Genomic DNA, 24,906 nt, shown 5'->3' on the forward strand with positions numbered 1-24,906 from the left:
CTGCGATCCGACAGCAGCGCCAGCGCTTCCTCCTGAAGCGCTGGCGCTCGTTTCAAACACAACCCAACGGCAGCATTACTTCAACAATCCAAGCAACGCCTCCGCCGCCCCCTCCGACGACGCCGGATTCTGCCCCGTCACCAGCATCCCATCCGTCAGCACGAACGGCGCCCAGTCCGCGCCCTTGGCGTATTCGCCGCCATTGGCCTTGAGCATGTCCTCCACCAGGAACGGCACCACCTTCGTGAGCTGCACGCCCTCTTCCTCGCTGTTGGTGAAGCCAGTGACCTTGCGGCCCTTGACCAGCGGCTGGCCGTCCGGGGCCTTGGCGTGGCGCAGCACGCCGGGGGCGTGGCAGACCAGGGCCAGCGGTTTCTTGGCGGCGAAGGTTTTTTCGATCAGCGCGATGGATTGCGCGTCTTCGGCCAGGTCCCACAGCGGGCCGTGGCCGCCGGGGTAAAACACCGCGTCGAAGTCTCCGGCGCGCACGCTGGCGAGGGGCACGGTGGTGGCGAGCTGCTGCTGCGCGTCGGCATCGGCCTTGAAGCGGCGCGTGGCGTCGGTCTGGGCGCTCTCGTCATCGCTCTTGGGGTCGAGCGGCGGCTGGCCGCCTTCGGGGGATGCGAGGGTGACTTCCGCGCCCGCATCCTTGAAGACGTAATACGGCGCGGCGAACTCCTCGAGCCAGAAGCCGGTCTTCCTGCCGGTGTCGCCGAGGCGGTCGTGGGACGTGAGAACCATCAGGATGCGCGTGGGCGTGTTTGCCATGGGGAATTCGCTTTCGTGGAGTCGTCGTTCGGACAATGCTCCACCGTAGCGCAATTCCCCCGGCACGCGCAGCCAGGGCGCCGGGTTTGCGGCACCGGCCTACAGGCGGTGTACAGGCGGTTTACAGGCGATTGCCTGCGGGAACCGTTCAGTCCAGCTTCACGCCGGCCGCCTGGATGATCGGCCCCCAGCGCTTGGCCTCGCCGCGCGCCATGGCGCGGAACTGTTCGGGCGTGCCGGGCAGCGCCTCCATCCCGAAATCCTGCATGCGCTTGACGACGGGCGGGGTGGCGAGCGCCTTGTTGATCTCGCCGTTCAGGCGGGCGACGATGGCAGGCGGCAGGCCAGCCGGGCCGAGCACGCCCTGGAAGGCGTACACCTCGGCATCGGGCACGCCCACTTCGGCGAGCGTGGGCAGCTGGGGCAGGCTGGCGGCGCGGCGGCCGGAGCCGATGGCAAGCGCGCGCACCTTGCCCGACTGGATCACCGGCAGGCCGGCCGCGAGGTCGAGGAACATGCACGGCACCTGCCCGCCCATCACGTCCTGCAGCGCGGGCGCGGCGCCGCGGTAGGGGATGTGGGTGAGGAAGGTCTTGGTGCGGTTCTTGAACATCTCCATCGCCAGGTGGTGCGGCGAGCCGTTGCCGGGCGATGCGTAGTTGAGCTTGCCCGGGTTGGCGCGCGCATACGCGATGAATTCCTGGAAGGTGCGCGCCTCGAAACCCGGGTGCACCACCAGCGCGAGCGGGAAGCGCGAGAGGCCGCCCACGTACGTGAAGTCCTTTTCGGGGCTGAAGGGCAGCTTGCTGAACAGGTGCTCGTTGTAGGCCAGCAGGGCGTTGTCGGCGGACATCAGCGTGTAGCCGTCGGCCTTGGCGGTGGCGACCAGTTGCGCGCCGATGTTGGTGGAGGCGCCGGGGCGGTTGTCCACCACGATCTGCTGGCCCAGGGGCACACGCAGCGCCTCGGCCACGGTGCGGGCGAGCACGTCGGTGCCGCCGCCGGCCGGATACGGCACGACCCAGCGGATCGGCTGGTTCGGGTAGTCGGCCTGGGCACGGGCGAAGGGGTGGGCGGCCAGGGCGGCCACTGCGGCGGCGTGGCCGAGCAGGGTTCTGCGGTGCATGGGGTTGTCTCCTTGTTGTGTTGAAGTTTTTGGATCAGCGGGCCGGGGTGTCGGCGGCGGCAGCTCCCTGCGCGGGCCATTGCACGCGCTCCACGCGGAAGCCTTCGCGCGCCAGCAGGGCCGGCAGCCCGCGGGGGCCCACCATGTGCAGCGCGCCCACGGCCGCGAACACGCTCTGCCCCGCGCGGTGCTCGGCCGCGATGGAGCGCGCCAGGCCCGGGTTGCGGTCCACCACGAGCTGCTCGAAGGCTTTTTTCTCTTCGGGCGTGCGCATGCAGTCGCACCACTGGCCATAGCTCTCCAGCAGTTGGGCGCGGCCGTCCGCCCAGGCGGTCGCCAGGGTGGTGAGCGTGTCGCGCGCGGCGGGGCCTTCGAGCTGCTCCAGGCCCGTGGCGACGGCGGCGGCGGTTTCCTGCGGATCGTTGGAGGCCAGCACGCCCACCTGCAGTTCGACCGATTCCAGCGACACCACCGGCTTGCCGAGCCCGCGGGCGAGGCCCGAGAGCACCAGATCGATGCCGTAGGCCGGGTCGATGCCGTCGCGCCGCGCGGCCATCACGGCGAGCGACGCGACCTGCAGCTCGGGCCGCAGTTCCGCGAGCGACGGATCGGCGCAGGCGGCATCGCGCTGGGCGGCGAGCCGGCGGGCCAGCGCGGGCGGCAGCGGCGGCGTGCCGGCCGGCGCACGCATGGCGGCCTGCAGCGCGCGGGCCACGGCGGGGTCGAGCAGGTCCAGCTCCAGCGCCACGCGGTCGCTCGCGCGCACGGCGGCCAGCACCGTCGGGCCGGGCAGCATCCAGTCGCGTTTGGCGGCGTGCACCGTGCCATAGAGCCAGCTGGTGCGGCCGCCCTGCTCCACGCGCCAGAGCAGGCCGTGGTCGCGCGCGGCGCGCAGGGCCTGCGGGATGGCGGCGGGGTCGAGCGGTTGCGGCAGCGGCGGGCAGTCCGCGCGCTGTGCCGCTGCGGCGGGTGCCGGTGCAGCGGATGGGGCCTGGGCCAGCGTCAGCGCGGGCACCGCGAGGCTCCAGAGCCCCGCGGCGATCCGGCGGCGCAGGGCGCGGAGCATCATCGCGCGGCCGGCTCGGCGATGGCCTGGTCGATCGCGCCGAACACGCTCTGGCCGGCCTTGTTCTTCATCTCGATGCGGATGGTGTCGCCGAACTTCATGAATTCGGTGGAGGGCTTGCCGTCCTGGATGGTTTCGATGCAGCGCTTCTCGGCGATGCAGCTGTAGCCCTTGGGCCATTCCATGCGGCCGCCCTGATCCACGCCTTTGTTGCTCACCGTGCCGCTGCCCACGATGGAGCCGGCGCGCACGTTGCGGGTCTTGCAGATGTGGGCGATCAGTTGCCCGAAATGGAAGGTCATCTCCGGGCCGGCATCGCACATGCCGACCTTGCGGCCGTTCCAGGTGGACTGCAGCGTGAGGTTCAGGCGGCCGCCCTCCCAGGCATCGCCCAGCTCGTCCGGCGTGACGGCCACGGGGCTGAAGGCGGTGGCGGGCTTGGACTGGAAGAAGCCGAAGCCCTTGGCCAGCTCGGCCGGGATCAGGTTGCGCAGCGAGACGTCGTTGGCCAGCATCACCAGGCGGATGCCGTCGAGCGCCTGCTCGGGCGTGGCGCCCATTTTCACGTCGCCGGTCACCACGGCGATCTCGGCCTCGAAATCGATGCCCATGGCTTCGCTCGGCACCACCACGTCGTCGCAGGGGCCCAGGAAATCGTCGCTGCCGCCCTGGTACATGAGCGGATCGGTGTAGAAGCTCTCGGGCACTTCGGCGTTGCGCGCCTTGCGCACCAGCTCGACGTGGTTGATGTAGGCGGAGCCGTCCGCCCACTGGTAGGCGCGCGGCAGCGGGGCCATGCAGCGCTCGGGCTCGAACGGGAAGGCGTGCGGCGCGCGGCCCGCGTTGAGCTGGTCGTAGAGGTCCTGCAGCTGCGGCGCGAGGAAGCCCCAATCGTCGAGCACCTGCTGCAGGCGGCTCGCGATGCCGGTCGCATAATGGGCCGTGCCCAGATCGCGGGAGACGACGACCAGCTGGCCGTCGCGGGAACCGTCCTTGTAGGTGGCGAGTTTCATGGGGGCTGCGTCTCCTGGTGTGTCCGGTCGCGCCGGCCCGGGGCCTGGCACGAATTACGAATGGTTAAATTGATTTAACTAAACAAAACTCCAGGAATTCTATTGCAGATGGACAAGGAACGGGCGGGCATCCAATCGGTCGAGGTCGGCTTCGCGCTGCTCGAAGGCCTCACGCGCAGCCGGGGCCCGCTGATGCTCAAGGACCTGGCCGCCGCCGCCGGCATGAGCGCGGCCAAGGCGCACCGCTACCTGGTGAGCTTCCAGCGCATGGGCCTGGTCGCGCAGGACCCGCGCACCGCCCGCTACGACCTGGGCCCGGCGGCCCTGAAGCTCGGCCTGGCGTCGCTCGCGCGGCTGGACCCGGTGCGGCTCGCCCGCGAGCGCCTGCCGGCCCTCATGGAAGACCTCCAGCAGACGCTGGCGCTGGCCGTCTGGGGCAACCGGGGCCCGACCATCGTCCACTGGGAGGAATCGCACCAGTCCGTCACGGCCAACCTGCGGCTGGGCGACGTGATGCCGCTGCTGTCCTCCGCCACGGGCCGCTGTTTCACGGCCCATCTGGCGCCCGACGTGACGGCCGGCCTGGTCGCCGAAGAGCTGGCCGAAGCCGCCCGGCGCGGCCGCAAGGACATTCCCGCCACGCCCGAGGCGCTGCAGCCGATGCTGGAGGAAGTGCGCCAGCGCGGCTCCGCGCGCGTGGTGGACACGCTGCTGCCGGGCATCGTCGCCTTCTGCGCGCCGGTGTTCGATGCGGACGGGCACCTCGCGCTGGGCATCACCACGCTGGGCTCGGTGGCCACGTTCGATCCGGAATGGGGCGGCGCCATCGACGCGCCGCTGCGCGCCATGGCGGACAAGCTCTCGGCCGATCTGGGCTACGGGCAGGCATGAGCTGCGTGCCGAACGCCCGCGGCCGGTGCGCCCGGCGGGTGCTCCCATGCACCGACCTGTGGGCCCTGTGCCGGAGGAGCCGCCGCTGATGCCGCGCCGCGCCCTGGCGGCGCTCACCGTGCTGGTGGCCGCGCTGCATGCCCTGGTGCTGTTCGGCCTGCCGCGCTGGACGGGCGGCCCCGATGCCCCGCGGGACGAGCGCATGGCGTTCCATACGCGCATGCTGGAGCCGGCTCTACCCTTGCCCTCGCCTGCTCCGGAGGCTGCGGAGCCCGCGGCCCCTGCTGCGGTGGCCCAGCCCGCGCCCGCACCGAAGCGCGCGGCGGCGCCCCGGCCCCGGCCCGCGCCAGCCCGCAAGCCGGCCGCGCCGGCACCCGAAACCGCCGCCGACAGCGCACCGCCACCGGACGCGTCGCCTTCCCTCCCATCCGCCACCGTCGCGGAGCCCCCGGCCGATGCCGCCGCCATGCCCGCACAGGCATCGCCTGCGGAGGGCTCTCCGGCCGACGACGGCACTACCCCCGCAGCCGCGGACAGTGCGGCCCCCCCGCCCTCCGCCGGGGCCGTGGCTGCCGCTCCCGCGCCGATGGCATCCGCGCCCGCCAGCGCCGCGTCGTCCACCGCCGTCGCCGCTGCGCCCGCCGCCTCCGCCAGCGCCCCGGACGACCTGCGCAACGCCGGCGTGGAGATCCGCCCGCCCAACGGCCCCGCCACCGACGCGAGCGCCCATCCGCCGCCCGTGCAGCTGCCGCCGTCCGTGCGCCTCACGTTCGAAGTGAGCGGGGAGGCCAAGAAGTTCAATTACCGCGCCAGCGCCACGCTGGCCTGGAAGCGCGACGGCGACCACTACGAAGCCCGCCAGGAGATCAAGGCCTTCCTGCTCGGATCGCGCTCGCAGAGCAGCACCGGCCTCGTCACGCCCGCGGGCCTGCAGCCGCAGCGCTTCGTGGACCAGGCCCGCAACGCGCAGACGGCGAGTCTGGATTTCGCGGCCGGGCGCGCCACGTTCAGTGGCGGCAATGCGCCTGCCGCCATCGCCGCGGGGGCGCAGGACCGCCTCAGCGTGTTCATCCAGCTCGGCGCGCTGCTGGCGGCCGCGCCCGAGCGCTATCCGGACGGCACCCGCATCACCCTGACCACCGTGGGCGCGCGCAACGCCGACCGCTGGGCTTTCTCGATCGAAGGCACCGAGATGCTGGACCTGCCCATCGGCCCCACGCCCGCGCTCAAGCTGCAGCGGCTGCCCCGCCGCGATGCGCGCGATGCGGACCAGAAGGCCGAACTGTGGCTGGCCCCGTCGCTGGGTTTTCTGCCGGCGCGCATCCGCATCACGCAGGGCAACGGCGACTACGCCGACCTGCAGTTGTCGAACAAGGGCAATCCCTGACCCCTGATGTGCGCTGTGTGCGCCACGCGCCTCCATAGAACCACACGGGCGGGAAGGCAGCCGCGATGCCGGGCCCGTGTGCGGTTTCGCCCACAGCTTCGTGGGATGGATACTCGACTTCGCCCCACACCCCGCACGGTCGGGTTTTTCATGAAATACTGGGGCCACGCATCCAAACCCAGCAGGCGCTCCGCCCGGCCACCGCCGGACCGGCACGCCGGATGCATGCACCGGGCCCCGCGGGTCTTGAACTTCGCGGTCCGGGTGGTCATCTGACCCAAGTAAACACGACGATTTGATTCGATTCGACCGATTCGATGGATTGTTTGACCGACAGGGGAACGCCAATGCACATGCTCTACGACTCCGACTCCTTCGTGGTGGTCCACATGCAGCCCGATACGGCCACCGCCGAGGCCGAGGCCCCTGCGGGCGTGCCGCCCGTGCACCAGCTGGTTCGCCACGGCTTCGAGATCGTCGACAAGCGGTCCGGCAAGGAGGTCTACCTTGACGGCTCGTGGGCCGAGATGTTCCAGCAGCAGATCATCGCTTGGCAGCGCGACACCCCGACCCAGGAAGAGGTGGACGACACGCTCGACGGGTACGTGGGGCTGGCACAGAATCCGGTGGTGATGCACTGATCTTTTGCACGCCGCTTGTCATGCGCACTGACACGCACCTTCGGGTGCGTTTTCTTTTTGGCGGCGCGCACTCTATCAATCCTGCCAGTGCCGGTACTCCCGGACATGGCCATCCGCTCCCACCACTTCCACCAGGCCTCCCAGCCGGAGGCGGTATTCCACACCGTCCACTTTCGCTGCGTAGTAGCACGGTAGCCACGGGTACTCGCTCCATCGCGCCATGGGAATCGCATCTGATCGGCCGAGCTTCTGGTTGAACTGCTCCGCGGTGAGATCGAAGTGCTCGCACAGCTCCCTTGATGTCCGCTGCTCGGTGGACTCCGTGATATTTTCAATGCGGGTGGCTTGGACGTTTAGAGGGGCGCGTATCCAGACGGCGGCCAAGGTTGCGAGTACACACAACAGCGCCAAGCCCCAACACACCCGTGCGGCCTTATTCAATGGTGCTCCTCCGCCAAACACTGAACCAACTTCTTCGGCATACATTGGTACGCCCGCTGAACTACGCACAAGCGGACGGCCACCTGGAAGCGTCAGGCCTCATGAATTCCGAAATGCAAAACATGTCCGTTTCGCTATGGACAGGAGTGACAGAGCAGCGTATGGCGGGGCCGTTAAACAGAAATCCTCAGCGGATTCACCATCAACCACCCCTGCGTCGCGCCATCTCCCGCCCCATCGGCGCCCATTCGCTCTCGCCCAACAACACCTGCGCCGCCGGATAAGCCACCGACTCCTCGCGCACGATGTGCTCCGCGTACAGCCCGGCGAAATCCTCCAGCACCTTCTCCTGTTCCGCTGACCAGGGCACCGCGCACTCAGCCCCTTCCGCCACCGCCGCCAGCAGCATGCGCGCCTCGGCCCATTGCCGCGCCATGGCGGCATGCTCGGCCTGGAGCGTCTGCACGAGTTCCACCACGGCGGCCGACCCGTGCGCCAGCAGCGGCGGGAAGACGTGCAGTTCCTCATCCTCGTGGTGCAGCGGCGCGGCGATGTCGAAATAGCGCAGCACATCGCGGGCGGCCTCGCGGGCCTGGGCGTCGGCGCCGTGGCGGCGCAGGTGGCCGCGCAGGCGCGCCAACAGCCCCAGCGTGCGCTGCACGCGCTCGTGGCAGGCGTGCAGCATCTCGAACGGCTGGTCGAAGCCCGCAGCAGGGCTGCGCAGGCCGGGAACCTCATGGGCATCGGCACTGGCACTGGCACCGGGCTCGGCATCGGTGGCTGTGCGCGCAGTCGCGCGGGAGGGCCGGGGCGGGAAGGGAACGGACGAGCGGATCATCAGAAAAAGCCTGTGGCGGGCTGGCATCGGCATGAAAAACCGGCGGCGGGGTCACGATGGGAGGCACTACTGCCGAGCATCCCGGCACCTACACTTTCGCCACCAGAAACCGTCAAGACAAAGAGGGCTCCCGACATGATCGACCATACCGGCGTCGCCGTCACCGACTTCGCTCAAAGCAAGGCGTTCTACACCCAGGCGCTCGCGCCGCTCGGCTACCAGTTGCTCATGGAAGTGAGCGCGGCGCTGACGGGCAGCACCGACATGGCGGGCTTCGGCGAGCCGCCCAAGACCGATTTCTGGATCAGCGGGGGCGGCCCCAACCGGCCTGCCATCCACGTGGCCTTCCGCGCGCCGAGCCGTGCGGCGGTCGATGCTTTTCATGCCGCGGCCCTGGCGGCGGGCGGCACCGACAACGGCGCGCCCGGCCTGCGGCCCCACTACCACCCGCATTACTACGGTGCGTTCGTGCGCGATCCGGACGGGCACAACATCGAGGCGGTCTGCCACGCGGCGGAGTGAGCTGATCCCGCACGAATCACAGGCCGGCGTCGGCTTGCTATGATTTCGCTATTCATTTTTTGAATAGCGATTCTGAGAGCCGCCCATGCACGCCTTTTCCTTCCGCCCCGGCAAGACGGCCCGCTCCGCGGTGGGCTCCGCGCTCTCTTCCTCGCTGTGGTCCGCCGCTCTGGCCGGCATGATCGCGTTGGCGCCCGCCGCCGCACAAGCGCAGGAGCTGATCGTCTCCGCGGCCGCCAGCCTGACGAACGCGTTCCAGGCCATCGGCACGGCGTTCGAGAAGGCGCATCCCGGCGCGAAGGTGACGTTCAACTTCGCGGCCTCCGGCCCGCTGCTGGCGCAGATCCGGCAGGGGGCGCCGGTGGACGTGTTCGCCTCGGCCGACCAGGAGACGATGGACCGCGCCGCGAAGGACCGGCTGCTGGCCGACGGCACGCGCGCCGATTTCGCGCGCAACACGCTGGTGCTGATCGTTCCCGCGTCTGCCACCGCCATTCCGCAGAAGCTGGCGGACCTCACCGGGGCCGGCCTGCGGCGCATCGCCACCGGCACGCCGGCCTCGGTGCCGGTCGGACGCTACACGATGGCCGCCGTGCAGGACGCGGGGCTGGCCGCGTCGCTGGAGCCGAAATGGATCTACGGCGAGAGCGTGCGGCAGGTGCTGAACTACGTCGCGCGCGCCGAGGTGGATGCGGGCTTCGTCTACCGCACCGATGCGCTGATCGACAAGAACAAGACGCGCATCGCCTTCACGGTGCCGACGGCCACGCCGGTGAGCTACCCGATCGCGCAGGTCGCGGCCACCAAGAACGCCGCGCTGGGCCGGGATTTCATCGCCTTCGTGCGCGGCGAGGCGGGGCAGAAGATCCTCGGCGGCTTCGGCTTCTCGCAGCCCTGATCGGCCACGCACCCGTTCGCCCGTGCTCGCCCCGCTCTGGCTCACGCTGCAGATCGCGCTGCTCGCCACGCTCGTGGCGGGGGCGGTGGGCATCGCGCTGGGCTGGTGGATGGCGCGGCGCGACTTCTTGGGCAAGGACACGGCGGACGCCCTGCTGATGCTGCCCATGGTGCTGCCGCCGACGGTGCTGGGCTACTACCTGATCGTGCTGATCGGGCGCAACGGCGCGATCGGGCAGTACCTCGACCGCTGGTTCGGCATCAACCTGATGTTCACCTGGCAGGGCGCGGTGGTCGCGGCCTCGCTGGTGTCGCTGCCGCTCATCTACAAGGCGGCGCGCGCGGCCTTCGAGGAAGTGGACGGCCGCCTGCTGCACGCCGCGCGCACGCTGGGCGCGGGCGAGTTCGAGGTGTTCGTGCGCATCTCGCTGCCGCTGGCAGTGCGCGGCATCGCGGCCGGGCTGATGCTGGCGTTCGCACGCGCGATGGGAGAGTTCGGCGCCACGCTGATGATCGCCGGCAACCTGCCCGGCAAGACGCAGACGCTCTCCATCGCGATCTACGACGCGGTGCAGGCCGGCAACGACGCGCAGGCGCTGTGGCTCACGCTGGTGATCTCGGTGGTCTGCGTGGCGGTGCTGGTGGCGTCGAGCCGCCTGCTGCGGGCGAGGCACTGATGGCGATGGACGGCGCCATCCTCGACCTGCACGTGCGGACGACGCTCGAGTCCCCGGGGCGCAGCTTCGCGCTCGACGCGTGCCTGCGCTCGGCAACGCAGCGCACCGCCCTGGTCGGCGCCTCCGGCTCGGGCAAATCCACGGTGCTGATGGCGATCGCCGGGCTGGCGCCGGGCGTGCACGGCCACGTGCGCGTGGCGGGCCGCACGCTGCTGGACACCGACCGCGGCATCGACCTGCCCGCGCGCGAGCGCCGCGTAGGCATGGTGTTCCAGGACTATGCGCTGTTCCCGCACATGACGGTGGAGCAGAACCTCGCCTTCGGGCTGTCCCGGCTCGGCCGGCGGCCGGACGCGGCGGGGCGGGATCGCATCGAGGCGCTGGTGCGGCAGTTCGGGCTGGAGACGCTGCGCGGGGCCTGGCCGCGCCACCTCTCCGGCGGCCAGCGGCAGCGCGTGGCGCTCGCACGGGCGCTGGCGCCGCAGCCCGGCCTGCTGCTGCTGGACGAACCGCTTTCCGCGCTCGACACGCAGCTGCGCACGCGCCTGCGCGGCGAACTCGCGGAACTGCTGGAGCGCGTGCAGGTGCCGACCCTGCTGGTCACGCACGACCCGAGCGACGTCGAGGCGCTGGCGCAGTCGGTGGTACACCTGGAGGCGGGGCGCGTCGTGCCGACGCCGGACTGAATGGCGCCCCTTAGAGCGGCTAACACGACCCAGCGAAGCGGTTCTGGCTAGGCGCCGCATCGCAGGCAGTACGAGTAGTACGACAAGATGCGGCAACGACGCCAGAAGGGTCGTGTTAGCCGCTCTTATCCGCAGCTGCCCAGGTGCCCGCACTGCGTGCAGTAATCGCACCCGTCCTTGCGGATCACCGCATGCGCGCCGCATTCCGGGCATTTGCGCCCCGCCATCGCGGGCGGCAGCCCCGGGGCGGCGGCCGGCGCATCCAGCGGCAGCTCCTGCTGGCGCATCGGGCCCACGGGCTCGGCCGCGCGCTGAGCCAGGATGTTCTGCACCGCGTAGGCGATGGCGGCCACTTCGGAGTCGTGCCAGAGCGGCACGCGGGCGCCGTCGGCCCGCGTGTGCGTGCCCAGGCGCACGGGGCCGCGGTCCCACGCGACCTTGCGCATGTCGCTGAGCGCGCGCTCCAGGAAGCCGCCGCGCGCGGCGAGCGAGAGCAGGCGCATGCTGGAGGTGATCCACTGCTGCGATTCGCCGCTCTGCCCCACGGGCATGAAGAACTCGATCGCGCGGTCCACCGTGCCGCCCTGGCCGTCGGGCACGGGCAGGAACGAGACGATCAGGTAGAGCGTCTTGCGGCCCTCCTGCGTCCAGTACTCCACCTTCTCGGCCACGGCGGAGAGCGCGCCCTTGGGGCGGCTTTCGATCACGGCACGCATCGGGTCCGCAGGGGCGGGGGCGAAGGCAGGAGCGGCGGCAGTGGACATCGCCGATGCCTGCGCTGCCGGCGCATCCGCCGCATCCGCCGCACCTGGCGCATCCGGCGGCGCAGCCGCTGCGGTCGCCGCGCCAGTCTCCGGCACAGCGGCCGGCGCTTCCAGCACGGCCCCCAGGATGGCATTCGGCCGGTAGGTGGCCAGGCCCTTGAGCCGCGCGCGCCAGGCGTGCAGGTAGAGGTTCTTGAAATCCTCGTAGGGATAGTCGACCGGCACGTTCACGGTCTTGGAGATGGCCGTGTCGATGAACGGCTGCACGGCCTCCATCATCGCGATGTGCCCGGCCGCGGGCATCTGCAGCGCGCTCACGAAGTAGTCGGGCAGCGCGTCCACGTCGCCGCCCAGCGCGCGGTAGAGGCGCCAGGCGTGGTCCTCCACCGCGTATTCGCTGGTGCTGCCGTCGGCCTCGCGCTTGCGGCGCGTGTACGTCCACGAGAACGGCGGCTCGATGCCGTTGGAGGCGTTGTCCGCGAAGGCGAGGCTCACGGTGCCCGTGGGCGCGATCGAGAGCAGATGGCTGTTGCGGATGCCGTGGGTGCGGATGGCCTCCTGCAGCGCGGCGGGCAGGCGGCTCGCGAAGGTGCCGGGCGCGAGATAGCCCGCGGCGTCGAACTTCGGGAACACGCCTTTTTCTTTCGCCAGCTCCACCGAGGCGGCATAGGCGGCATCGCGCATGCACTCGGCGATGCGCACGGCCATGGCGCGGCCCGCGTCGGCGTCGTAGCGCAGCCGCAGCATGGCGAGCGTATTGCCCAGGCCCGTGAAGCCCACGCCGATGCGCCGCTTGGCCGCGGATTCGGCCCGCTGCTGCGGCAGCGGCCAGAAGGTGACGTCCAGCACGTTGTCGAGCGCGCGCACCTGCGTGGCCACGCTGGCCGCGAACGCCTCGAAATCGAAGGCCGGCTCGCCGGCGAAGCCGAACGGGTGGCGCACGAAGCGCGGCAGGATGATGGGGCCGAGGTCGCAGCAGCCGTAGGGGGGCAGCGGCTGTTCGCCGCAGTTGTGCACGTAGAGGCCGTTGGCGTCGAAGGCATGGCAGTCGGCCACGGTGACGTCGTAGACGTCTTCGTGCCCGTCCGGCAGCACGTCCTGCACGGTGGCGGTGAAGGGCTCATGGTTCAGCGCACGTCGGTAGCCGGAGAGCGCCGTTGCCAGCCGCCCGGCCTTGTCCGCGTCTTCGAAGCCGATGCGTTCGGCGAAAACGCGCAGGTTGTCGCCGCTCACGACGAGCTCGTGCTGCGCACGTGTGGCATAGGGCTGCTGGCCGCCGCGCCCGTCGGGCAGCAGGCGCAACCCGGCCGTGCGCCGGTCCAGGTACAGCGAGGAGGCGATGCCCAGGCGCAGCAGCATGCGCTGCGCGGTCTGCAGCAACTCCAGGTCGCTTTGCGCGAGCCGCACGCTCACGCCCTTCTCCTGGCGCCCCTGCACCGAGCCATCGGTATCGAACAGGCCGCGCAGCAGGCCCACCGAGAACGCGGACGATGCGCGCTCCATGGCGGGGGTGATGACTTTCGCGCCGGGGCGCATGCCCATGCGCAGCGCCAGCGCACGCACGGCGCCGCTGGCCATGCGCCGCTCCGCGCAGGCCCCGCCGCTGCGCGCCACCGTGCGCTGGAATCCGCGGAAATCCGCCCGGTGCGACAGCGTCGCTGCGGCAGCCTCGGCGGCCCTCAGGATGCCGTGCGCGCCGCTGGAGGGCGCGGGCGCGCCATTGGCGACGAGCAGCGCATCGTTCTCTTCCGCAAGCCAGACGGAGATCACCGCCTTGTCGGCCTTCAAGGTGCCGTCGCCGATCAGCAGGCCCAGCAGGTAGCCTTCGGCCTCGGTACCCTCGCCGTTCCAGCCCGGCAGGGCGCGGTGGTCGTTCAGCACGATCTCGTCGCCGGGCTGCAGCGCGCCCGCGGCGATCCACTCCACCTCGCGCACGCAGCGGGTCTGCTTCGCCACGCGCCGCACCCGGTGGTCTTCCGTCAGCCGCAGCGTGTGGCCCTGGCGGGTGCGCAACCGCAGCACGGGCTTGTGGCCGGTGGCGAAGAAGCCTGCGCTCAGCGTGGGGAAGGCGCGCCCGTCCACGACGGCATTGAACGGCCTGCCGACGAGGTCGGCCACCTGCGCGGGGCCGGTGTCCGTCATCACCCAGGTGTCCGCCGTCACGCAGGGATTCGTCGCCGCGATGCTTTCGCAGTACGCCAGGTTGTTGTCGGTGTTGACGCGGTCGAGGAACAGGATGCCCGGCTCGGCGAAGTCGTAGGCCGAGCGCATGATCGTGTCCCACAGTTCGCGCGCGGGCAGCGCGCGGTAGACCCACTGGCCATCGGCGCGCTGGCGGGCGCCCTCTTCGCGCAGCGCGGCGCCGGGGCGCGCGGGGTGCACCAGCTCCCACGGCGCATCGTCCAGCACGGCCTGCACGAAGGCATCCGGCACGCCGACGGAGACGTTGAAGTTGTTCCAGCGGCCCGGCGTGCGCTTGGCGGTGATGAAGTCCAGCACGTCCGGGTGGTCGATGCGCAGCACGCCCATCTGCGCGCCGCGGCGCGCGCCCGCGCTCTCCACGGTGGCGCAGGATTGGTCGAAGACGTTGATGTAGCTGCAGGGCCCCGAGGCCATCGAGGCCGTGCCCTTCACTTCGGCGCCGCGCGGGCGGATGCGCGAAAAGTCGTAGCCCACGCCGCCGCCGCGCCGCATGGTTTCCGCGGCTTCGCGCAGCGCTTCGTAAATGCCGGGGTAGCCGCCCTCGTCCAGGCCCTGGATGCAGTCGCCCACGGGCTGCACGAAGCAGTTGATGAGCGTGGCCTGGATGTCGGTGCCCGCCGCGCTCATGATGCGCCCCGCGCCGATCGCGCCGGCCCGCAGGTTGGCGAGGAAGCGCGCCCCGATCGCCTCGCGCACCGGCGGCGCCTCCACCGAGGCCAGGGCACGGGCGACGCGCCGGTAGAGCGTCTCGGCATCGGTCTCGCCGGGCTTGAGGTATTTTTCGCGCAGCACGTCGAGGCTGATGGGCTGCTCGGGCAGGCGGGGCGCCGCATCGGGCGCGAGGGAGTCGATCGGATCGCGTTGCATGGGTTCCAGTTTCCCGAGGAGGCGCCAGCCGGGGAGCGCCGGATCACGGCCAAACCGTCTTTCTACTCCTGCGCCGTGTCGCCGCACTGGGCTATGTCAACGTCGTCGCAAAGGATTTGTCCGTCGTGTTCGACGTAGGGTGCATAGGGGCCGGTGCCGCTGTGGTCGGCGCTCGAAGCGGCCACGAAACCGGCCTGCTCCAGGTCGAAGACATGCACCTCGCCCTCCTCGATCACGTAGTGCCAGCCGTGCAGCGTGAGATCTCCCGCCTGCACGCGCCGCCGCACCATGGGGTAGTCCATGAGGCGTTCGAGCTGCAGCACCACGGCGCGCTGCTCGGTGCGCCGCAGGGCCTCGGGCGTGGCCTGCACGGGCAGCACGGCTTCGCGGCCGAGTTCCAGCCAGCGCTGCAGGTTGAGGGCCTCGGCCGGCACTTCGCCGTAGAGCGCCTTCACCGCGCCGCAGTGGCTGTGTCCGCACACGACGATGCGCCGCACCTGCAGGCTGAGCACCGCGAATTCGATGGCGGCGGCCGTGCCGTGGTGGCCGTGCGAGCCGTCGTAGGGCGGCACGAAGGCGCCCACGTTGCGCACCAGGAAGAGTTCGCCCGGCCCCGTGCCGGTGAGCAGATGCGGCACCAGGCGCGAATCGGAGCAGCCGATGAAGAGCGTGGTGGGCCGCTGGCCCTGCGCCACCAGGTCCTGGAAGCGCTGGCGGTAGCGCGGGAACGCATCGTCGTGGAAGCGCCGCAGGCGCTGCAGCAGCTCGTCGGGCATGGCGTAGCGGTCCTCGCTAGCGCTACTGCACGAGCGGGGTGTCGGCGCCTTCCAGGTCCACGCCCTGCAGCGCGGCCTCTCCGGCGAGCACCTGCAGGTACTGCCGCAGCGCATTCACCCAGGCCTGCTGGCGCAGCGCGAGCGCGACGGCCTCGCGCACCTCGCCGTAGCCGCGCTGGCGGCCCGCGTCGCGCGCCACCACTTCCACCACGTGCAGGCCGAAGCGGCTGTGCACGAGGCGCGGCAGCACGCCCACTTCGCTGGCGCCGAACACCTCGCGTGCGAACTCGGGCGCGCAGTCGCCGTGCGCCAGCCAGCCCAGGTCGCCGCCTTCCGATCCCGTGGGGCAGTTGGACCACTGCCGTGCGGCACGCGCGAAGGCCTCGCCGCCGTCATGGGCGCAGCGCAATTGCAGCAGTTCGGCCTCGGCGCGTTCCCGCAGGCGCTGCACGTCCACGCCCGGCGTGACGGCATAGAGGATGTGCCGCAGGTGCACGCGCTCGCCGTCGCGGTAGCGCGCGGCGTGGGCCTCGTAGTGGCGGCGGCAGGCCTCTTCCGACGGATCGGGCACGGCGAGGGCCTGTTCCAGCAGCGCCTCGATGGCCTGGGTCGCGGCTTCGGAGGTGGTGCCGTCGTCGGCGGGGGCATCGCCCGCCGCCAGCAGGCCGGCGCGCTGAGCGGCCTGGCGCAGCAGCTCGGTGCAGGCGCGCTGGCGCAGCGTGTCGGCATCGGGCGCATCATCGGCGCGGTGCAGCGCGATGCCGTTCACCGAAGCGACCGGGCCCGGGACGGCCGGTGCGGGCGAGCCGGGACCATGCCCGAGAAGGTCCGCATCGAAGCCGGGGGCGGTGTCGATGGCGGCATCCGTGGCGGTACCCGCACCGGAGCCGCAGCAGCCGGTGGAGGCGGGAGAGTCTTGGCAGGTGCAGGACATGGTGTGCTCCGGTGAGAAAAGCCGCTAGCGCGTGGCGCGCGGGTTGTCGATGGCGCGGGCCACGTCGGGCGACGGCACGGCGCTGGGCTGGCCCGGCAGGTCGTGGCCGCGCGGCACGTTCATGCGGCGCGAGCGCACCACCTGCGGCGCGCGCAGCAGGTAGGCGACGGTGCCGAAGCCGCTCCAGACGTGCACCAGCCGGCTGAACGGGAAGAGCAGGAAGATCGTCATGCCGAACACGATGTGGAACAGATAGGGCCAGGGCAGCACCGCGAGCGCGGTGGCATCCACCGGCCGCAGCGTGACGATGCGCTGCGCCCAGTCGGCCAGGATCAGCATCACGCTGCCGTCGGTGTGCTGCAACGAATACGGCAGCGTGACGAGCCCCACCACCAGCTGCACCCACAGCACCACGAGCACCGCGATGTCGGCCGCGTGGCTGGTGTGGCGGATGCGCGGATCGAACAGCCGCCGCCACAGCAGCATGCTGAGGCCGGCGAAGCACATCGCGCCCGCCACGCCGCCGGCCGACACGGCCATCATCTGCTTGGCCGAAGCACTCATGAAGAGGCCGTACACGCTGTGCGGCGTGAGCAGGCCCACCAGGTGACCGAAGAACAGGAACAGCACGCCGAAGTGGAACAGGTTGCTGCCCCAGCGCAGCAGGCCGGCGCGCAGCATCTGCGAGGAATCGCTCTTCCAGGAATACTGGTTCTGGTCGAAGCGGATCAGGCTGCCCACCACGAACACGGTGAAGCAGACATACGGGTACACCTGGAACAGGAAATCATGCAGGGCGGCGGTCATGGGTTCGCTCCTCGGGATGCGCCGGAGCCTCCGGCGCGGACGATGTGGATGGGCTGGGGCTGGGAGGGCTGGCCGGCGCGGGCCTGGCCGAGGTTCGCGCAGCCGTCGAAGGCCGCGGGCTCGGTCCAGCTCTCGTCGATGCCGGGCTCGGGTGCCGCCTTCGCGGGCGCGGCGGGCACCTCGGGCACGGGCTGGCCCGCCAGCTCCAGCAGCGCGGCGAACACCGCCGCGTAGGCCTGCGCATAGGGCGCCGCCTGCGCGCTGCCGCGCTGCACGAGGGCGCCGTGGATGGCGGCCAGCAGGTGCGCGATCTCGCCGAGGAAGGCCCGCGCCTCGCGCGGCGGCTGGGTGGAGACGAACTCCAGCACCGCCGGCAGGTAGTCGGGCAACTCGTCCTCGCGCAGCAGCAGGCCGGCGCGGGCGTAGGTCTCGCCCAGGTCGATCATGGCGGGGCCGCGGTCGCGCGAATCGCCGTGCACGTGCTCGAAGAGGTGCAGCGACGTCGCGCGCCCGCGGTCGAACAGTTCCACGTAGGCGGTCTCGGCATCGAGCGGATCGCCCGTGCCGAGCAATTCCAGCAGGCCGGCGATCTGCGCGCGGCGCGGTACGGCCAGCGCGGCATCGGCATCGAGCAGCGCGGGCAGTTCCGCGAGGTGCGCGCGCAGGCCGGCGCCGGGATAGTCGAGCAGCGCGCCCAGTACGCGCAGCGTGGCGCTGCCGGGATGGCGGCCGGCGATGGCCGCCTGGGCGGAGCGCAGGTCGGTGGTGGCGCCCATGTCAGACCTCCGCGCGGATGGGAATGGTGCGCTTTTTCTCGGCACCGAACAGGCTCACGTCGCTCACGCCGTCGGAGCAGCCGTTGCCGAAGCTGAAGCCGCAGCCGCCGCGCACGTTGAAGGCGTTCTCCGCATACTCGCGGTGCGTGGTGGGGATGACGAAGCGGTCTTCGTAGTTGGCGATGGCCATGGTCTGGTACATGTCCTCCACCTCCTCCTGCGTGAGGCCCACCTGCGCGAGCACGTCGAGGTCGGTGCGCTGCTCCACGTGCTTGGCGCGCTGGAAGGCGCGCATGGCGAGCATGCGCTCGAGCGCGCGCACCACCGGCGCGGTGTCGCCGGCCGTGAGCAGGTTGGCGAGGTACTGCACGGGAATGCGCAGCTGGCCCACGTCCGGGATCAGGCCGTTGGCGCCCATATGCCCGGCGTTGGCCGCGGCGCTGATGGGCGAGAGCGGCGGCACGTACCAGACCATCGGCAGCGTGCGGTACTCGGGGTGCAGCGGCAGGGCCACCTTCCAGTCCACCGCCATCTTGTAGACGGGGCTGCGGCGGGCGGCTTCCATCCAGGCGTCGGGAATACCGTCGATGCGGGCCTGCGCGATCACTTCGGGGTCGTTCGGGTCGAGGAAGATGTCGAGCTGCGCGCGGTACAGGTCGCGGTCGCGCTCCACGCTCGCGGCCTCGGCGATGCGGTCGGCGTCGTAGAGCAGCACGCCCAGGTAGCGGATGCGGCCCACGCAGGTCTCCGAGCACACGGTGGGCTGGCCCGATTCGATGCGCGGATAGCAGAAGATGCACTTCTCGGCCTTGCCGCTCTTCCAGTTGTAGTAGATCTTCTTGTAGGGGCAGCCCGAGACGCACATGCGCCAGCCGCGGCACTTGTCCTGGTCGATGAGCACGATGCCGTCTTCCTCGCGCTTGTAGATCGAGCCCGAGGGGCACGAGGCCACGCATGCCGGATTGAGGCAGTGCTCGCACAGGCGCGGCAGGTACATCATGAAGGTGTTCTCGAACTGCGCGTACATGTCCTTCTGTACGTCCTCGAAGTTCTTGTCCTTGCTGCGCTTGGAGAACTCGCCGCCCAGGATCTCTTCCCAGTTCGGGCCCCAGACGATCTTGTCCATCTGCTTGCCGGTGATCAGGCTGCGCGGGCGCGCGGTGGGCGCGGCCTTCATCTCGGGCGCGGACTGCAGGTGCGCGTAGTCGTAGGTGAAGGGTTCGTAGTAGTCGTCGATCTCCGGCAGGTTGGGGTTGGCGAAGATCTTCATCAGGAGCTTCCACTTCGCGCCCTGCCGCGGCGCGATGGAGCCGTCCGCGCGCCGCACCCAGCCGCCGTTCCAGCGGTCCTGGTTCTCCCAGTCCTTCGGGTAGCCGATGCCGGGCTTGGTCTCGACGTTGTTGAACCAGGCGTATTCCATGCCCGGGCGGCTGGTCCAGACGTTCTTGCAGGTGACGGAGCAGGTGTGGCAGCCGATGCACTTGTCCAGGTTGAGCACCATGCCGATCTGTGCGCGGACTCTCATGCGGTTTCTCCTTGGTCCAGGGTGGGGCGGACGAGCGGGTCGGCGACGGGCGTGTCGAGCCAGTCCACGCGGTTCATCTTGCGCAGCACGATGAATTCGTCGCGGTTGGTGCCGATCGTTCCGTAGTAGTTGAAGCCGTAGCTCAGCTGCGCGTAGCCGCCGATCATGTGGGTGGGCTTGAGCACCACGCGGGTTACCGAGTTGTGGATGCCGCCGCGCGTGCCGGTCACCTCCGAGCCGGGGGTGTTCACGATCTTTTCCTGGGCGTGGTACATCATCACCATGCCCGGCTTCACGCGCTGGCTCACCACCGCGCGGGCGGTGAGCGCGCCGTTGGCGTTGAACAGCTCGATCCAGTCATTGTCCTCGATCTGCGCGCGCTTCGCGTCGTCCTCGCTGATCCACACGCAGGGCCCGCCGCGGCTCAGGGTGAGCATGAGCAGGTTGTCGGTGTAGGTCGAGTGGATGCCCCACTTCTGGTGCGGCGTGATGAAGTTCAGCGCGATCTCGGGGTTGCCGTTGGGCTGGCGGCCCTGCACCTCGGCCGTGGCCTTCAGGTCCACCGGCGGGCGGTAGCTGCTGAAGCCTTCGCCGAAGGCCTGCATCCACGGATGGTCGATGTAGAACTGCTGGCGGCCCGTGAGGGTGCGCCATGGGATCAGCTCGTGCACGTTGGTGTAGCCGGCGTTGTAGCTGACGGTCTCGCTCTCGATGCCGCTCCAGGTGGGCGAGCTGATGATCTTGCGCGGCTGGGCCTGCACGTCGCGGAAGCGGATCTTCTCGTCCTCGCGGTGCAGCGCCAGGTGGGTGTGGTCGCGGCCCGTCTGCCGGCCGAGCGCGTCCCAGGCCTTCACGGCCACGTGGCCGTTGGTCTCGGGCGCGAGCTGCAGGATCACCTCGCAGGCGTCGATGTCGGAATCGATGCGCGGCATCCCCTGCGTGGGTCCGTTGCCGGGCACGGTGCCGTTGAGTTCGCGCAGCTGCTGCACCTCGGCCTTCGTGTCCCAGCCGATGCCCTTGCCGCCGTTGCCCACCTTCTCCATCAGCGGCCCGAGCGCGGTGAAGCGGCGGTAGAGGTTGGGGTAGTCGCGCTCCACCACGCTCATCTGCGGGCCGGTCTTGCCAGGGATGAGGTCGCATTCGCCGCGCGTCCAGTCGGCCACGCCGAAGGGCTGGGCGAGTTCGCCGGGCGTGTCGTGCGCGATGGGGCTCAGCACCAGGTCGCGCTCCACCCCCAGGTGGCCGGGCGCGAGTTCGCTGACCGCGCGGGCGAAGCCCTTGTAGATGTCCCAGTCGCTGCGCGACTGCCAGGCCGGGTCCACCGCGGTGGAGAGCGGGTGGATGAACGGGTGCATGTCGCTGGTGTTGAGGTCGTTCTTCTCGTACCAGGTGGCGGTGGGCAGCACGATGTCCGAATAGAGGCAGGTGGTGCTCATGCGGAAGTCGAGCGTGACCAGCAGGTCCAGCTTGCCTTCGGGCGCCTGCGCATGCCACTCCACTTCGGAGGGCTTGGCGTCGCCCTCGCCCAGGTCCTTGCCCTGCACGCCGTTGCGCGTGCCCAGCAGGTGCTTGAGGAAGTATTCGTGCCCCTTGCCCGACGAGCCCAGGATGTTGGAGCGCCACACGAACATGTTGCGCGGCCAGTTGTCGGGATGGTCCGGATCGGTGCAGCTCATCTTGAGCGCCCCGCTCTGCAGGCCCTCCACCGCGTAGGCCTTCGGGTCCAGGCCCGCGGCCTCGGCGTCGCGCACCACCTGCAGCGGGTTGGTCTGCAGTTGCGGCGCGGAAGGCAGCCAGCCCATGCGCTCGGCGCGCACGTTGTAGTCGATCATGCTGCCGCCGAACTGCGCGCGGTCGGCCAGGGGCGAGAGCACCTCTTCCACGCCCAGCTTTTCGTAGCGCCACTGGTCGGTGTGCGCATAGAAGAAGCTGGTGGAGTTCTGCTGGCGCGGCGGCCGCACCCAGTCGAGCGCGAAGGCCAGCGCCGTCCAGCCGGTCTGCGGCCGCAGCTTCTCCTGGCCCACGTAGTGCGCCCAGCCGCCGCCGCTCTGGCCGATGCAGCCGCACATCATCAGCATGTTGATGATGCCGCGGTAGTTCATGTCGCAGTGGTACCAGTGGTTCATCGCCGCGCCGATGATCACCATCGAGCGGCCGCGCGTGCGGTCCGCGTTCTCGGCGAACTGGCGCGCCACGGCGATCACCTGCGCGCGCGGCGTGCCGGTGATCTTTTCCTGCCATGCGGGGGTGTAGGGCGTGTCGTCGTCGTAGCTGGCGGCGGCGTTCTCGCCGGGCAGGCCGCGCGCCACGCCGTACTGCGCCACCTGCAGGTCGAACACGGTGGCCACGAGCACTTCGCGCGCGGTGCCGTCGGCATCCACGGTGGCCAGGCGCCGCACGGGCACGGTGCGCGCGATCACGTCGGACTGCACGTTCGCCGGGAAATGCTCGCTTTCGATACCCCCGAAGTACGGGAAGCCGACCTGCGCCGTCTCCCAGCCCTGCGCTTCCTCCGCGCCGGCCTCCATCAGCGACAGGCGCAGCCGCACCGCGTCGCCCGTGCGCGCGTCCTTGTCCTCCAGGTTCCACTGGCCCTGGTCGGCGCGGCCGTCCGGACCCCAGCGGAAGCCGATCGCGCCCTGCGGGCAGACGACCTCGCCGTGCGCATCGAGCGCCACGGTCTTCCACTCGGGATGGTTGTCCTGGCCCAGCCGGCCCGCGAAATCGCTGGCGCGCACGTAGCGGTCGGGCACGCGCACCACGCGGCCGTCGGGCAGCGCCTGCTCGCGCAGCGTCACCAGCATGGGCATGTCGGTGTAGCGGCGCACGTACTCGTCGAAATACGCGCTGCGCTCGCCCTGCTCGGGGAAGTAGAACTCCTTGAGGATGACGTGGCCCATGGCCATCGCCACCGCGGCGTCGGTGCCCTGCTTGGGGTTCATCCACAGGTCGGCGAGCTTGGCGACCTCGGAATAGTCGGGCGTCACCGCCACCGTCTTCGTGCCCTTGTACCGCACCTCGGTGAAGAAGTGGGCGTCCGGCGTGCGCGTCTGCGGAACGTTGGAGCCCCAGGCGATGATGTAGCCGGCGTTGTACCAGTCGGCCGATTCGGGCACGTCCGTCTGCTCGCCCCACACCTGCGGGCTGGAGGGCGGCAGGTCGCAGTACCAGTCGTAGAAGCTCATGCACACGCCGCCGATCAGGCTCAGGTAGCGCGAGCCGGCCGCGTAGCTCACCATCGACATCGCGGGAATCGGCGAGAAACCGATGATGCGGTCCGGCCCGTGGCGCCGGATGGTGTGGATGTTGGCGGCGGCGACGATCTCGTTCACCTCGTCCCAGCTGGAGCGCGCGAAGCCGCCCAGGCCGCGCACGCGCTGCCAGCTCTGGCGCGTGGCCTCGTCGCCGACGATCGCGGCCCAGGCTTCCACCGGCCCCATCGCGGCCCGCGCCGCGCGCCAGGCCTGCAGCAGCCGGCCGCGCACCATGGGGTACTTCACGCGGTTGGCGCTGTAGAGGTACCAGCTGTAGCTCGCGCCGCGCGCGCAGCCGCGCGGCTCGTGGTTGGGCATGTCCCAGCGGGTGCGCGGGTAGTCGGTCTGCTGGGTTTCCCAGGTGACGATCCCGCCCTTGACGTAGATCTTCCACGAGCAGGAGCCCGTGCAGTTCACGCCGTGGGTGGAGCGCACGGTCTTGTCGTGCGCCCAGCGGTTGCGGTAGGCGTCTTCCCAGGTGCGGTCTTCGCCGTTGACCTGGCCATGGCCGCCCGCGAACGATTCGCGCGGCTGGCTGAAGTACGTGAGGCGGTCGAGAAAGTGGCTCATCGTGGTTCCTTGAAAGTCGTGGGGTCAGCAGGGCATTTCGGCGCGGGCGCGGGCGTAGTACCACCACGTGATGCCGATGCACAGCGCGTAGAACGCGGCGAACGTCCAGAGCGCGAGCTCCGGCCCGCCCGTCGCGGCGATGGAGCTGCCGTAGCTCTTGGGGATGAAGAAGCCGCCGTAGGCGCCCAGCGCGCCCGCGAAGCCCAGGGCCGCGGCGCCTTCGGTGTTGCCTTCGCGGGTGGCCTGGGCACAGGCATCGGCGCTGCCCGCGCGCACTTCGGCGAGGCGCAGGTTCAGGAAGATCACGGGGATCATCCGGAAGGTCGATCCGTTGCCGATGCCGGTGGTGAGGAACAGCACCATGAACATCGCGAAGAAGCCCGCGAAGCTGCCCTCGGCCGGCCCGAAGGCGAGCGCGTAGCCGCCCGTGCCCTTGGGCAGAAAGGCCAGCACGCCCACCACGGCCAGGGCCATCACGGCGAAGTTCCAGAGCGTGACCTGCGCGCCGCCGAGCTTGTCCGACAGCCATCCGCCCACGGGCCGGATCAGCGCGCCCACCAGCGGGCCGAGCCATGCGTAGGCGAGCGGGTTCACGTCCGGGAACTGGCTCTTGATGAGCAGCGGGAAGCCCGCGGAAAAGCCGATGAACGAGCCGAAGGTGCCCAGGTACAGCACGCACATGATCCAGTTGTGCTTGCGGCGGAAGATCGCGGCCTGCGCCGCGAACGAGGCACGCGCGTCGGCGATGTCGTTCATGCCGAACCAGGCGGCGAGCGACGCGAGCGCGATCCAGGGCACCCAGACGAAGGCCGCGTTCTGCGCCCACACCTGCTGCGCCTGGCCGTTCTTCACCATCGTCTGCGCATCGCCGCCCAGCACGCCGAACACGCCGGCCGTGATGACCAGCGGGCTCAGGAACTGCACCACCGACACGCCCAGGTTGCCCAGCCCCGCGTTCACGCCGAGCGCCGAGCCCTTGCGCTCCTTCGGGAAGAAGAAGCTGATGTTGGCCATGCTGGAGCTGAAGTTGCCGCCGCCCAGGCCGCACAGCAGCGCGAGCGCGAGCATCGTCGGGTAGGCGGTCGTGTTGTCCTGGACCGCGAAGCCGATGCCGATCGCCGGGATCAGCAGCGACGCGGTGGAGATCGCCGTCCAGCGGCGGCCGCCCACCAGGGGCACCATGAACGAGTAGAAGATGCGCAGCGTGGCGCCCGAGAGCGCGGGTGCGGCGGCCAGCCAGAACAGCTGGTTGGTCGAATAGCGGAAGCCCAGCGCGGGCAGGCTGACGGCGACCACGCTCCAGACCTGCCAGATGGCGAAGGCCAGGAACAGCGCCGGTACCGAGATCCAGAGGTTGAGGCGCGCGACGGCCTCGCCCTCGCGTTCCCAGAAGGCCTTGTCCTCCGGGGTCCAGAGCGTGAGCAGGCGGCCCTGGCGGTCGCTGCGGGATGGGGTGGTGGTGGACATGGGAGTCTCTC

The 24,906-nt window shown here is 70.4% G+C and carries 21 protein-coding genes; 7 read left to right on the forward strand and 14 right to left on the reverse strand.

Going from position 1 to position 24,906, the window contains the following annotated elements; all coding sequences use genetic code 11:
• Window positions 1–75: 75 nt before the first annotated feature.
• The 4 genes from Q9R47_RS18380 to Q9R47_RS18395 form a co-directional block, all read right to left on the reverse strand.
• The gene (locus tag Q9R47_RS18380) at window positions 76–768 is read right to left on the reverse strand and encodes a type 1 glutamine amidotransferase domain-containing protein (protein WP_311234609.1); all 693 of its coding nucleotides are present in this window, start codon (window positions 766–768) and stop codon (window positions 76–78) included.
• Between the two features lie 148 nt (window positions 769–916).
• Window positions 917–1,894, reverse strand: coding sequence for a tripartite tricarboxylate transporter substrate binding protein (locus tag Q9R47_RS18385; RefSeq protein WP_311234610.1), 978 nt, complete (start codon window positions 1,892–1,894; stop codon window positions 917–919).
• 34 nt (window positions 1,895–1,928) lie between these two features.
• Entirely contained in the window at window positions 1,929–2,963 is a 1,035-nt protein-coding gene (locus Q9R47_RS18390; RefSeq protein WP_311234611.1) for a TraB/GumN family protein, read from the reverse strand.
• The gene (locus Q9R47_RS18395; RefSeq protein WP_311234612.1) at window positions 2,960–3,973 is read right to left on the reverse strand and encodes a fumarylacetoacetate hydrolase family protein; all 1,014 of its coding nucleotides are present in this window, start codon (window positions 3,971–3,973) and stop codon (window positions 2,960–2,962) included. The genes Q9R47_RS18390 and Q9R47_RS18395 overlap by 4 nt, the downstream gene beginning before the upstream one ends.
• 108 nt (window positions 3,974–4,081) lie before the next feature.
• Here Q9R47_RS18395 and Q9R47_RS18400 point away from each other — a divergent pair, with 108 nt between their 5' ends.
• From Q9R47_RS18400 to Q9R47_RS18410, 3 genes are all read left to right on the forward strand, one after another.
• Entirely contained in the window at window positions 4,082–4,864 is a 783-nt protein-coding gene (locus Q9R47_RS18400; RefSeq protein WP_311234613.1) for an IclR family transcriptional regulator, read from the forward strand.
• 88 nt (window positions 4,865–4,952) lie between these two features.
• Window positions 4,953–6,251, forward strand: coding sequence for a DUF3108 domain-containing protein (locus Q9R47_RS18405; RefSeq protein ID WP_311234614.1), 1,299 nt, complete (start codon window positions 4,953–4,955; stop codon window positions 6,249–6,251).
• A gap of 347 nt (window positions 6,252–6,598) precedes the next feature.
• Window positions 6,599–6,892, forward strand: coding sequence for a DUF3567 domain-containing protein (locus Q9R47_RS18410; protein ID WP_311234615.1), 294 nt, complete (start codon window positions 6,599–6,601; stop codon window positions 6,890–6,892).
• Window positions 6,893–6,967: 75 nt separating this feature from the next.
• On the opposite strand, the gene Q9R47_RS18415 is transcribed toward Q9R47_RS18410, so the two are convergent.
• Both Q9R47_RS18415 and Q9R47_RS18420 read right to left on the reverse strand, forming a co-directional pair.
• The gene (locus tag Q9R47_RS18415; protein ID WP_311234616.1) at window positions 6,968–7,378 is read right to left on the reverse strand and encodes a hypothetical protein; all 411 of its coding nucleotides are present in this window, start codon (window positions 7,376–7,378) and stop codon (window positions 6,968–6,970) included.
• A 157-nt stretch (window positions 7,379–7,535) separates the two neighbouring features.
• Window positions 7,536–8,171, reverse strand: coding sequence for a hemerythrin domain-containing protein (locus Q9R47_RS18420; RefSeq protein WP_311234617.1), 636 nt, complete (start codon window positions 8,169–8,171; stop codon window positions 7,536–7,538).
• Between the two features lie 135 nt (window positions 8,172–8,306).
• Here Q9R47_RS18420 and Q9R47_RS18425 point away from each other — a divergent pair, with 135 nt between their 5' ends.
• From Q9R47_RS18425 to Q9R47_RS18440, 4 genes are all read left to right on the forward strand, one after another.
• A complete protein-coding gene (locus tag Q9R47_RS18425; protein ID WP_311234618.1) occupies window positions 8,307–8,693 on the forward strand; it encodes a VOC family protein in 387 nt (128 codons plus the stop codon).
• An 85-nt stretch (window positions 8,694–8,778) separates the two neighbouring features.
• Entirely contained in the window at window positions 8,779–9,591 is an 813-nt protein-coding gene (modA, locus tag Q9R47_RS18430; protein ID WP_404977171.1) for a molybdate ABC transporter substrate-binding protein, read from the forward strand.
• Window positions 9,592–9,613: 22 nt separating this feature from the next.
• Window positions 9,614–10,267, forward strand: a complete 654-nt coding sequence (modB, locus tag Q9R47_RS18435) for a molybdate ABC transporter permease subunit (protein WP_311234619.1) — start codon at window positions 9,614–9,616, stop codon at window positions 10,265–10,267.
• Between the two features lie 5 nt (window positions 10,268–10,272).
• Entirely contained in the window at window positions 10,273–10,953 is a 681-nt protein-coding gene (locus tag Q9R47_RS18440) for an ATP-binding cassette domain-containing protein (RefSeq protein ID WP_404977174.1), read from the forward strand.
• A gap of 125 nt (window positions 10,954–11,078) precedes the next feature.
• On the opposite strand, the gene Q9R47_RS18445 is transcribed toward Q9R47_RS18440, so the two are convergent.
• The 8 genes from Q9R47_RS18445 to Q9R47_RS18480 all read right to left on the reverse strand — a co-directional run bounded on the left by Q9R47_RS18445 (window position 11,079) and on the right by Q9R47_RS18480 (window position 24,895).
• On the reverse strand, window positions 11,079–14,786 hold the full coding sequence (locus Q9R47_RS18445) for an LAGLIDADG family homing endonuclease (protein ID WP_311234621.1): 3,708 nt from the start codon (window positions 14,784–14,786) through the stop codon (window positions 11,079–11,081).
• A gap of 62 nt (window positions 14,787–14,848) precedes the next feature.
• Window positions 14,849–15,562 carry a carbonic anhydrase gene (locus Q9R47_RS18450; RefSeq protein WP_208912270.1) on the reverse strand — a complete coding sequence of 238 codons (714 nt, stop codon included), beginning with the start codon at window positions 15,560–15,562 and terminating at the stop codon, window positions 14,849–14,851.
• A 22-nt stretch (window positions 15,563–15,584) separates the two neighbouring features.
• Window positions 15,585–16,496, reverse strand: coding sequence for a peptidylprolyl isomerase (locus Q9R47_RS18455; RefSeq protein ID WP_311234622.1), 912 nt, complete (start codon window positions 16,494–16,496; stop codon window positions 15,585–15,587).
• Window positions 16,497–16,520: 24 nt separating this feature from the next.
• Window positions 16,521–17,303: a respiratory nitrate reductase subunit gamma gene (gene narI, locus Q9R47_RS18460; protein ID WP_311234623.1), complete on the reverse strand. Its 783-nt coding sequence runs from the start codon at window positions 17,301–17,303 to the stop codon at window positions 16,521–16,523.
• Window positions 17,300–18,079 (reverse strand): nitrate reductase molybdenum cofactor assembly chaperone, encoded by a 780-nt coding sequence (gene narJ / locus Q9R47_RS18465; RefSeq protein WP_311234624.1) that lies wholly within the window; start codon window positions 18,077–18,079, stop codon window positions 17,300–17,302. The genes narI and narJ overlap by 4 nt, the downstream gene beginning before the upstream one ends.
• 1 nt (window position 18,080) lies before the next feature.
• On the reverse strand, window positions 18,081–19,604 hold the full coding sequence (gene narH, locus Q9R47_RS18470; protein WP_311234625.1) for a nitrate reductase subunit beta: 1,524 nt from the start codon (window positions 19,602–19,604) through the stop codon (window positions 18,081–18,083).
• Window positions 19,601–23,428 carry a nitrate reductase subunit alpha gene (locus Q9R47_RS18475; RefSeq protein ID WP_311234626.1) on the reverse strand — a complete coding sequence of 1,276 codons (3,828 nt, stop codon included), beginning with the start codon at window positions 23,426–23,428 and terminating at the stop codon, window positions 19,601–19,603. Before Q9R47_RS18475 ends, narH begins: the two co-directional genes overlap by 4 nt.
• A gap of 24 nt (window positions 23,429–23,452) precedes the next feature.
• Window positions 23,453–24,895 carry a NarK family nitrate/nitrite MFS transporter gene (locus Q9R47_RS18480; RefSeq protein WP_311234627.1) on the reverse strand — a complete coding sequence of 481 codons (1,443 nt, stop codon included), beginning with the start codon at window positions 24,893–24,895 and terminating at the stop codon, window positions 23,453–23,455.
• Between the last annotated feature and the right edge of the window lie 11 nt (window positions 24,896–24,906).

Source organism: Acidovorax sp. PRC11 (assembly GCF_031844105.1).
Classification (GTDB): Bacteria; Pseudomonadota; Gammaproteobacteria; order Burkholderiales; family Burkholderiaceae_C; genus Paracidovorax.

Coding starts and splice junctions, on each gene's coding strand:
- Q9R47_RS18380 (WP_311234609.1), bottom strand. CDS start 768: ATGGCAAACACGCCCACGCGCATCCTGATGGTTCTCACGTCCCACGAC.
- Q9R47_RS18440 (WP_404977174.1), top strand. CDS start 10,273: ATGGACGGCGCCATCCTCGACCTGCACGTGCGGACGACGCTCGAGTCC.
- Q9R47_RS18400 (WP_311234613.1), top strand. CDS start 4,082: ATGGACAAGGAACGGGCGGGCATCCAATCGGTCGAGGTCGGCTTCGCG.
- Q9R47_RS18415 (WP_311234616.1), bottom strand. CDS start 7,378: ATGTATGCCGAAGAAGTTGGTTCAGTGTTTGGCGGAGGAGCACCATTG.
- narI (WP_311234623.1), bottom strand. CDS start 17,303: ATGACCGCCGCCCTGCATGATTTCCTGTTCCAGGTGTACCCGTATGTC.
- Q9R47_RS18405 (WP_311234614.1), top strand. CDS start 4,953: ATGCCGCGCCGCGCCCTGGCGGCGCTCACCGTGCTGGTGGCCGCGCTG.
- Q9R47_RS18390 (WP_311234611.1), bottom strand. CDS start 2,963: ATGATGCTCCGCGCCCTGCGCCGCCGGATCGCCGCGGGGCTCTGGAGC.
- Q9R47_RS18445 (WP_311234621.1), bottom strand. CDS start 14,786: ATGCAACGCGATCCGATCGACTCCCTCGCGCCCGATGCGGCGCCCCGC.
- Q9R47_RS18425 (WP_311234618.1), top strand. CDS start 8,307: ATGATCGACCATACCGGCGTCGCCGTCACCGACTTCGCTCAAAGCAAG.
- Q9R47_RS18480 (WP_311234627.1), bottom strand. CDS start 24,895: ATGTCCACCACCACCCCATCCCGCAGCGACCGCCAGGGCCGCCTGCTC.
- narH (WP_311234625.1), bottom strand. CDS start 19,604: ATGAGAGTCCGCGCACAGATCGGCATGGTGCTCAACCTGGACAAGTGC.
- Q9R47_RS18450 (WP_208912270.1), bottom strand. CDS start 15,562: ATGCCCGACGAGCTGCTGCAGCGCCTGCGGCGCTTCCACGACGATGCG.
- Q9R47_RS18420 (WP_311234617.1), bottom strand. CDS start 8,171: ATGATCCGCTCGTCCGTTCCCTTCCCGCCCCGGCCCTCCCGCGCGACT.
- Q9R47_RS18455 (WP_311234622.1), bottom strand. CDS start 16,496: ATGTCCTGCACCTGCCAAGACTCTCCCGCCTCCACCGGCTGCTGCGGC.
- modA (WP_404977171.1), top strand. CDS start 8,779: ATGCACGCCTTTTCCTTCCGCCCCGGCAAGACGGCCCGCTCCGCGGTG.
- Q9R47_RS18385 (WP_311234610.1), bottom strand. CDS start 1,894: ATGCACCGCAGAACCCTGCTCGGCCACGCCGCCGCAGTGGCCGCCCTG.
- narJ (WP_311234624.1), bottom strand. CDS start 18,079: ATGGGCGCCACCACCGACCTGCGCTCCGCCCAGGCGGCCATCGCCGGC.
- Q9R47_RS18395 (WP_311234612.1), bottom strand. CDS start 3,973: ATGAAACTCGCCACCTACAAGGACGGTTCCCGCGACGGCCAGCTGGTC.
- Q9R47_RS18410 (WP_311234615.1), top strand. CDS start 6,599: ATGCACATGCTCTACGACTCCGACTCCTTCGTGGTGGTCCACATGCAG.
- Q9R47_RS18475 (WP_311234626.1), bottom strand. CDS start 23,428: ATGAGCCACTTTCTCGACCGCCTCACGTACTTCAGCCAGCCGCGCGAA.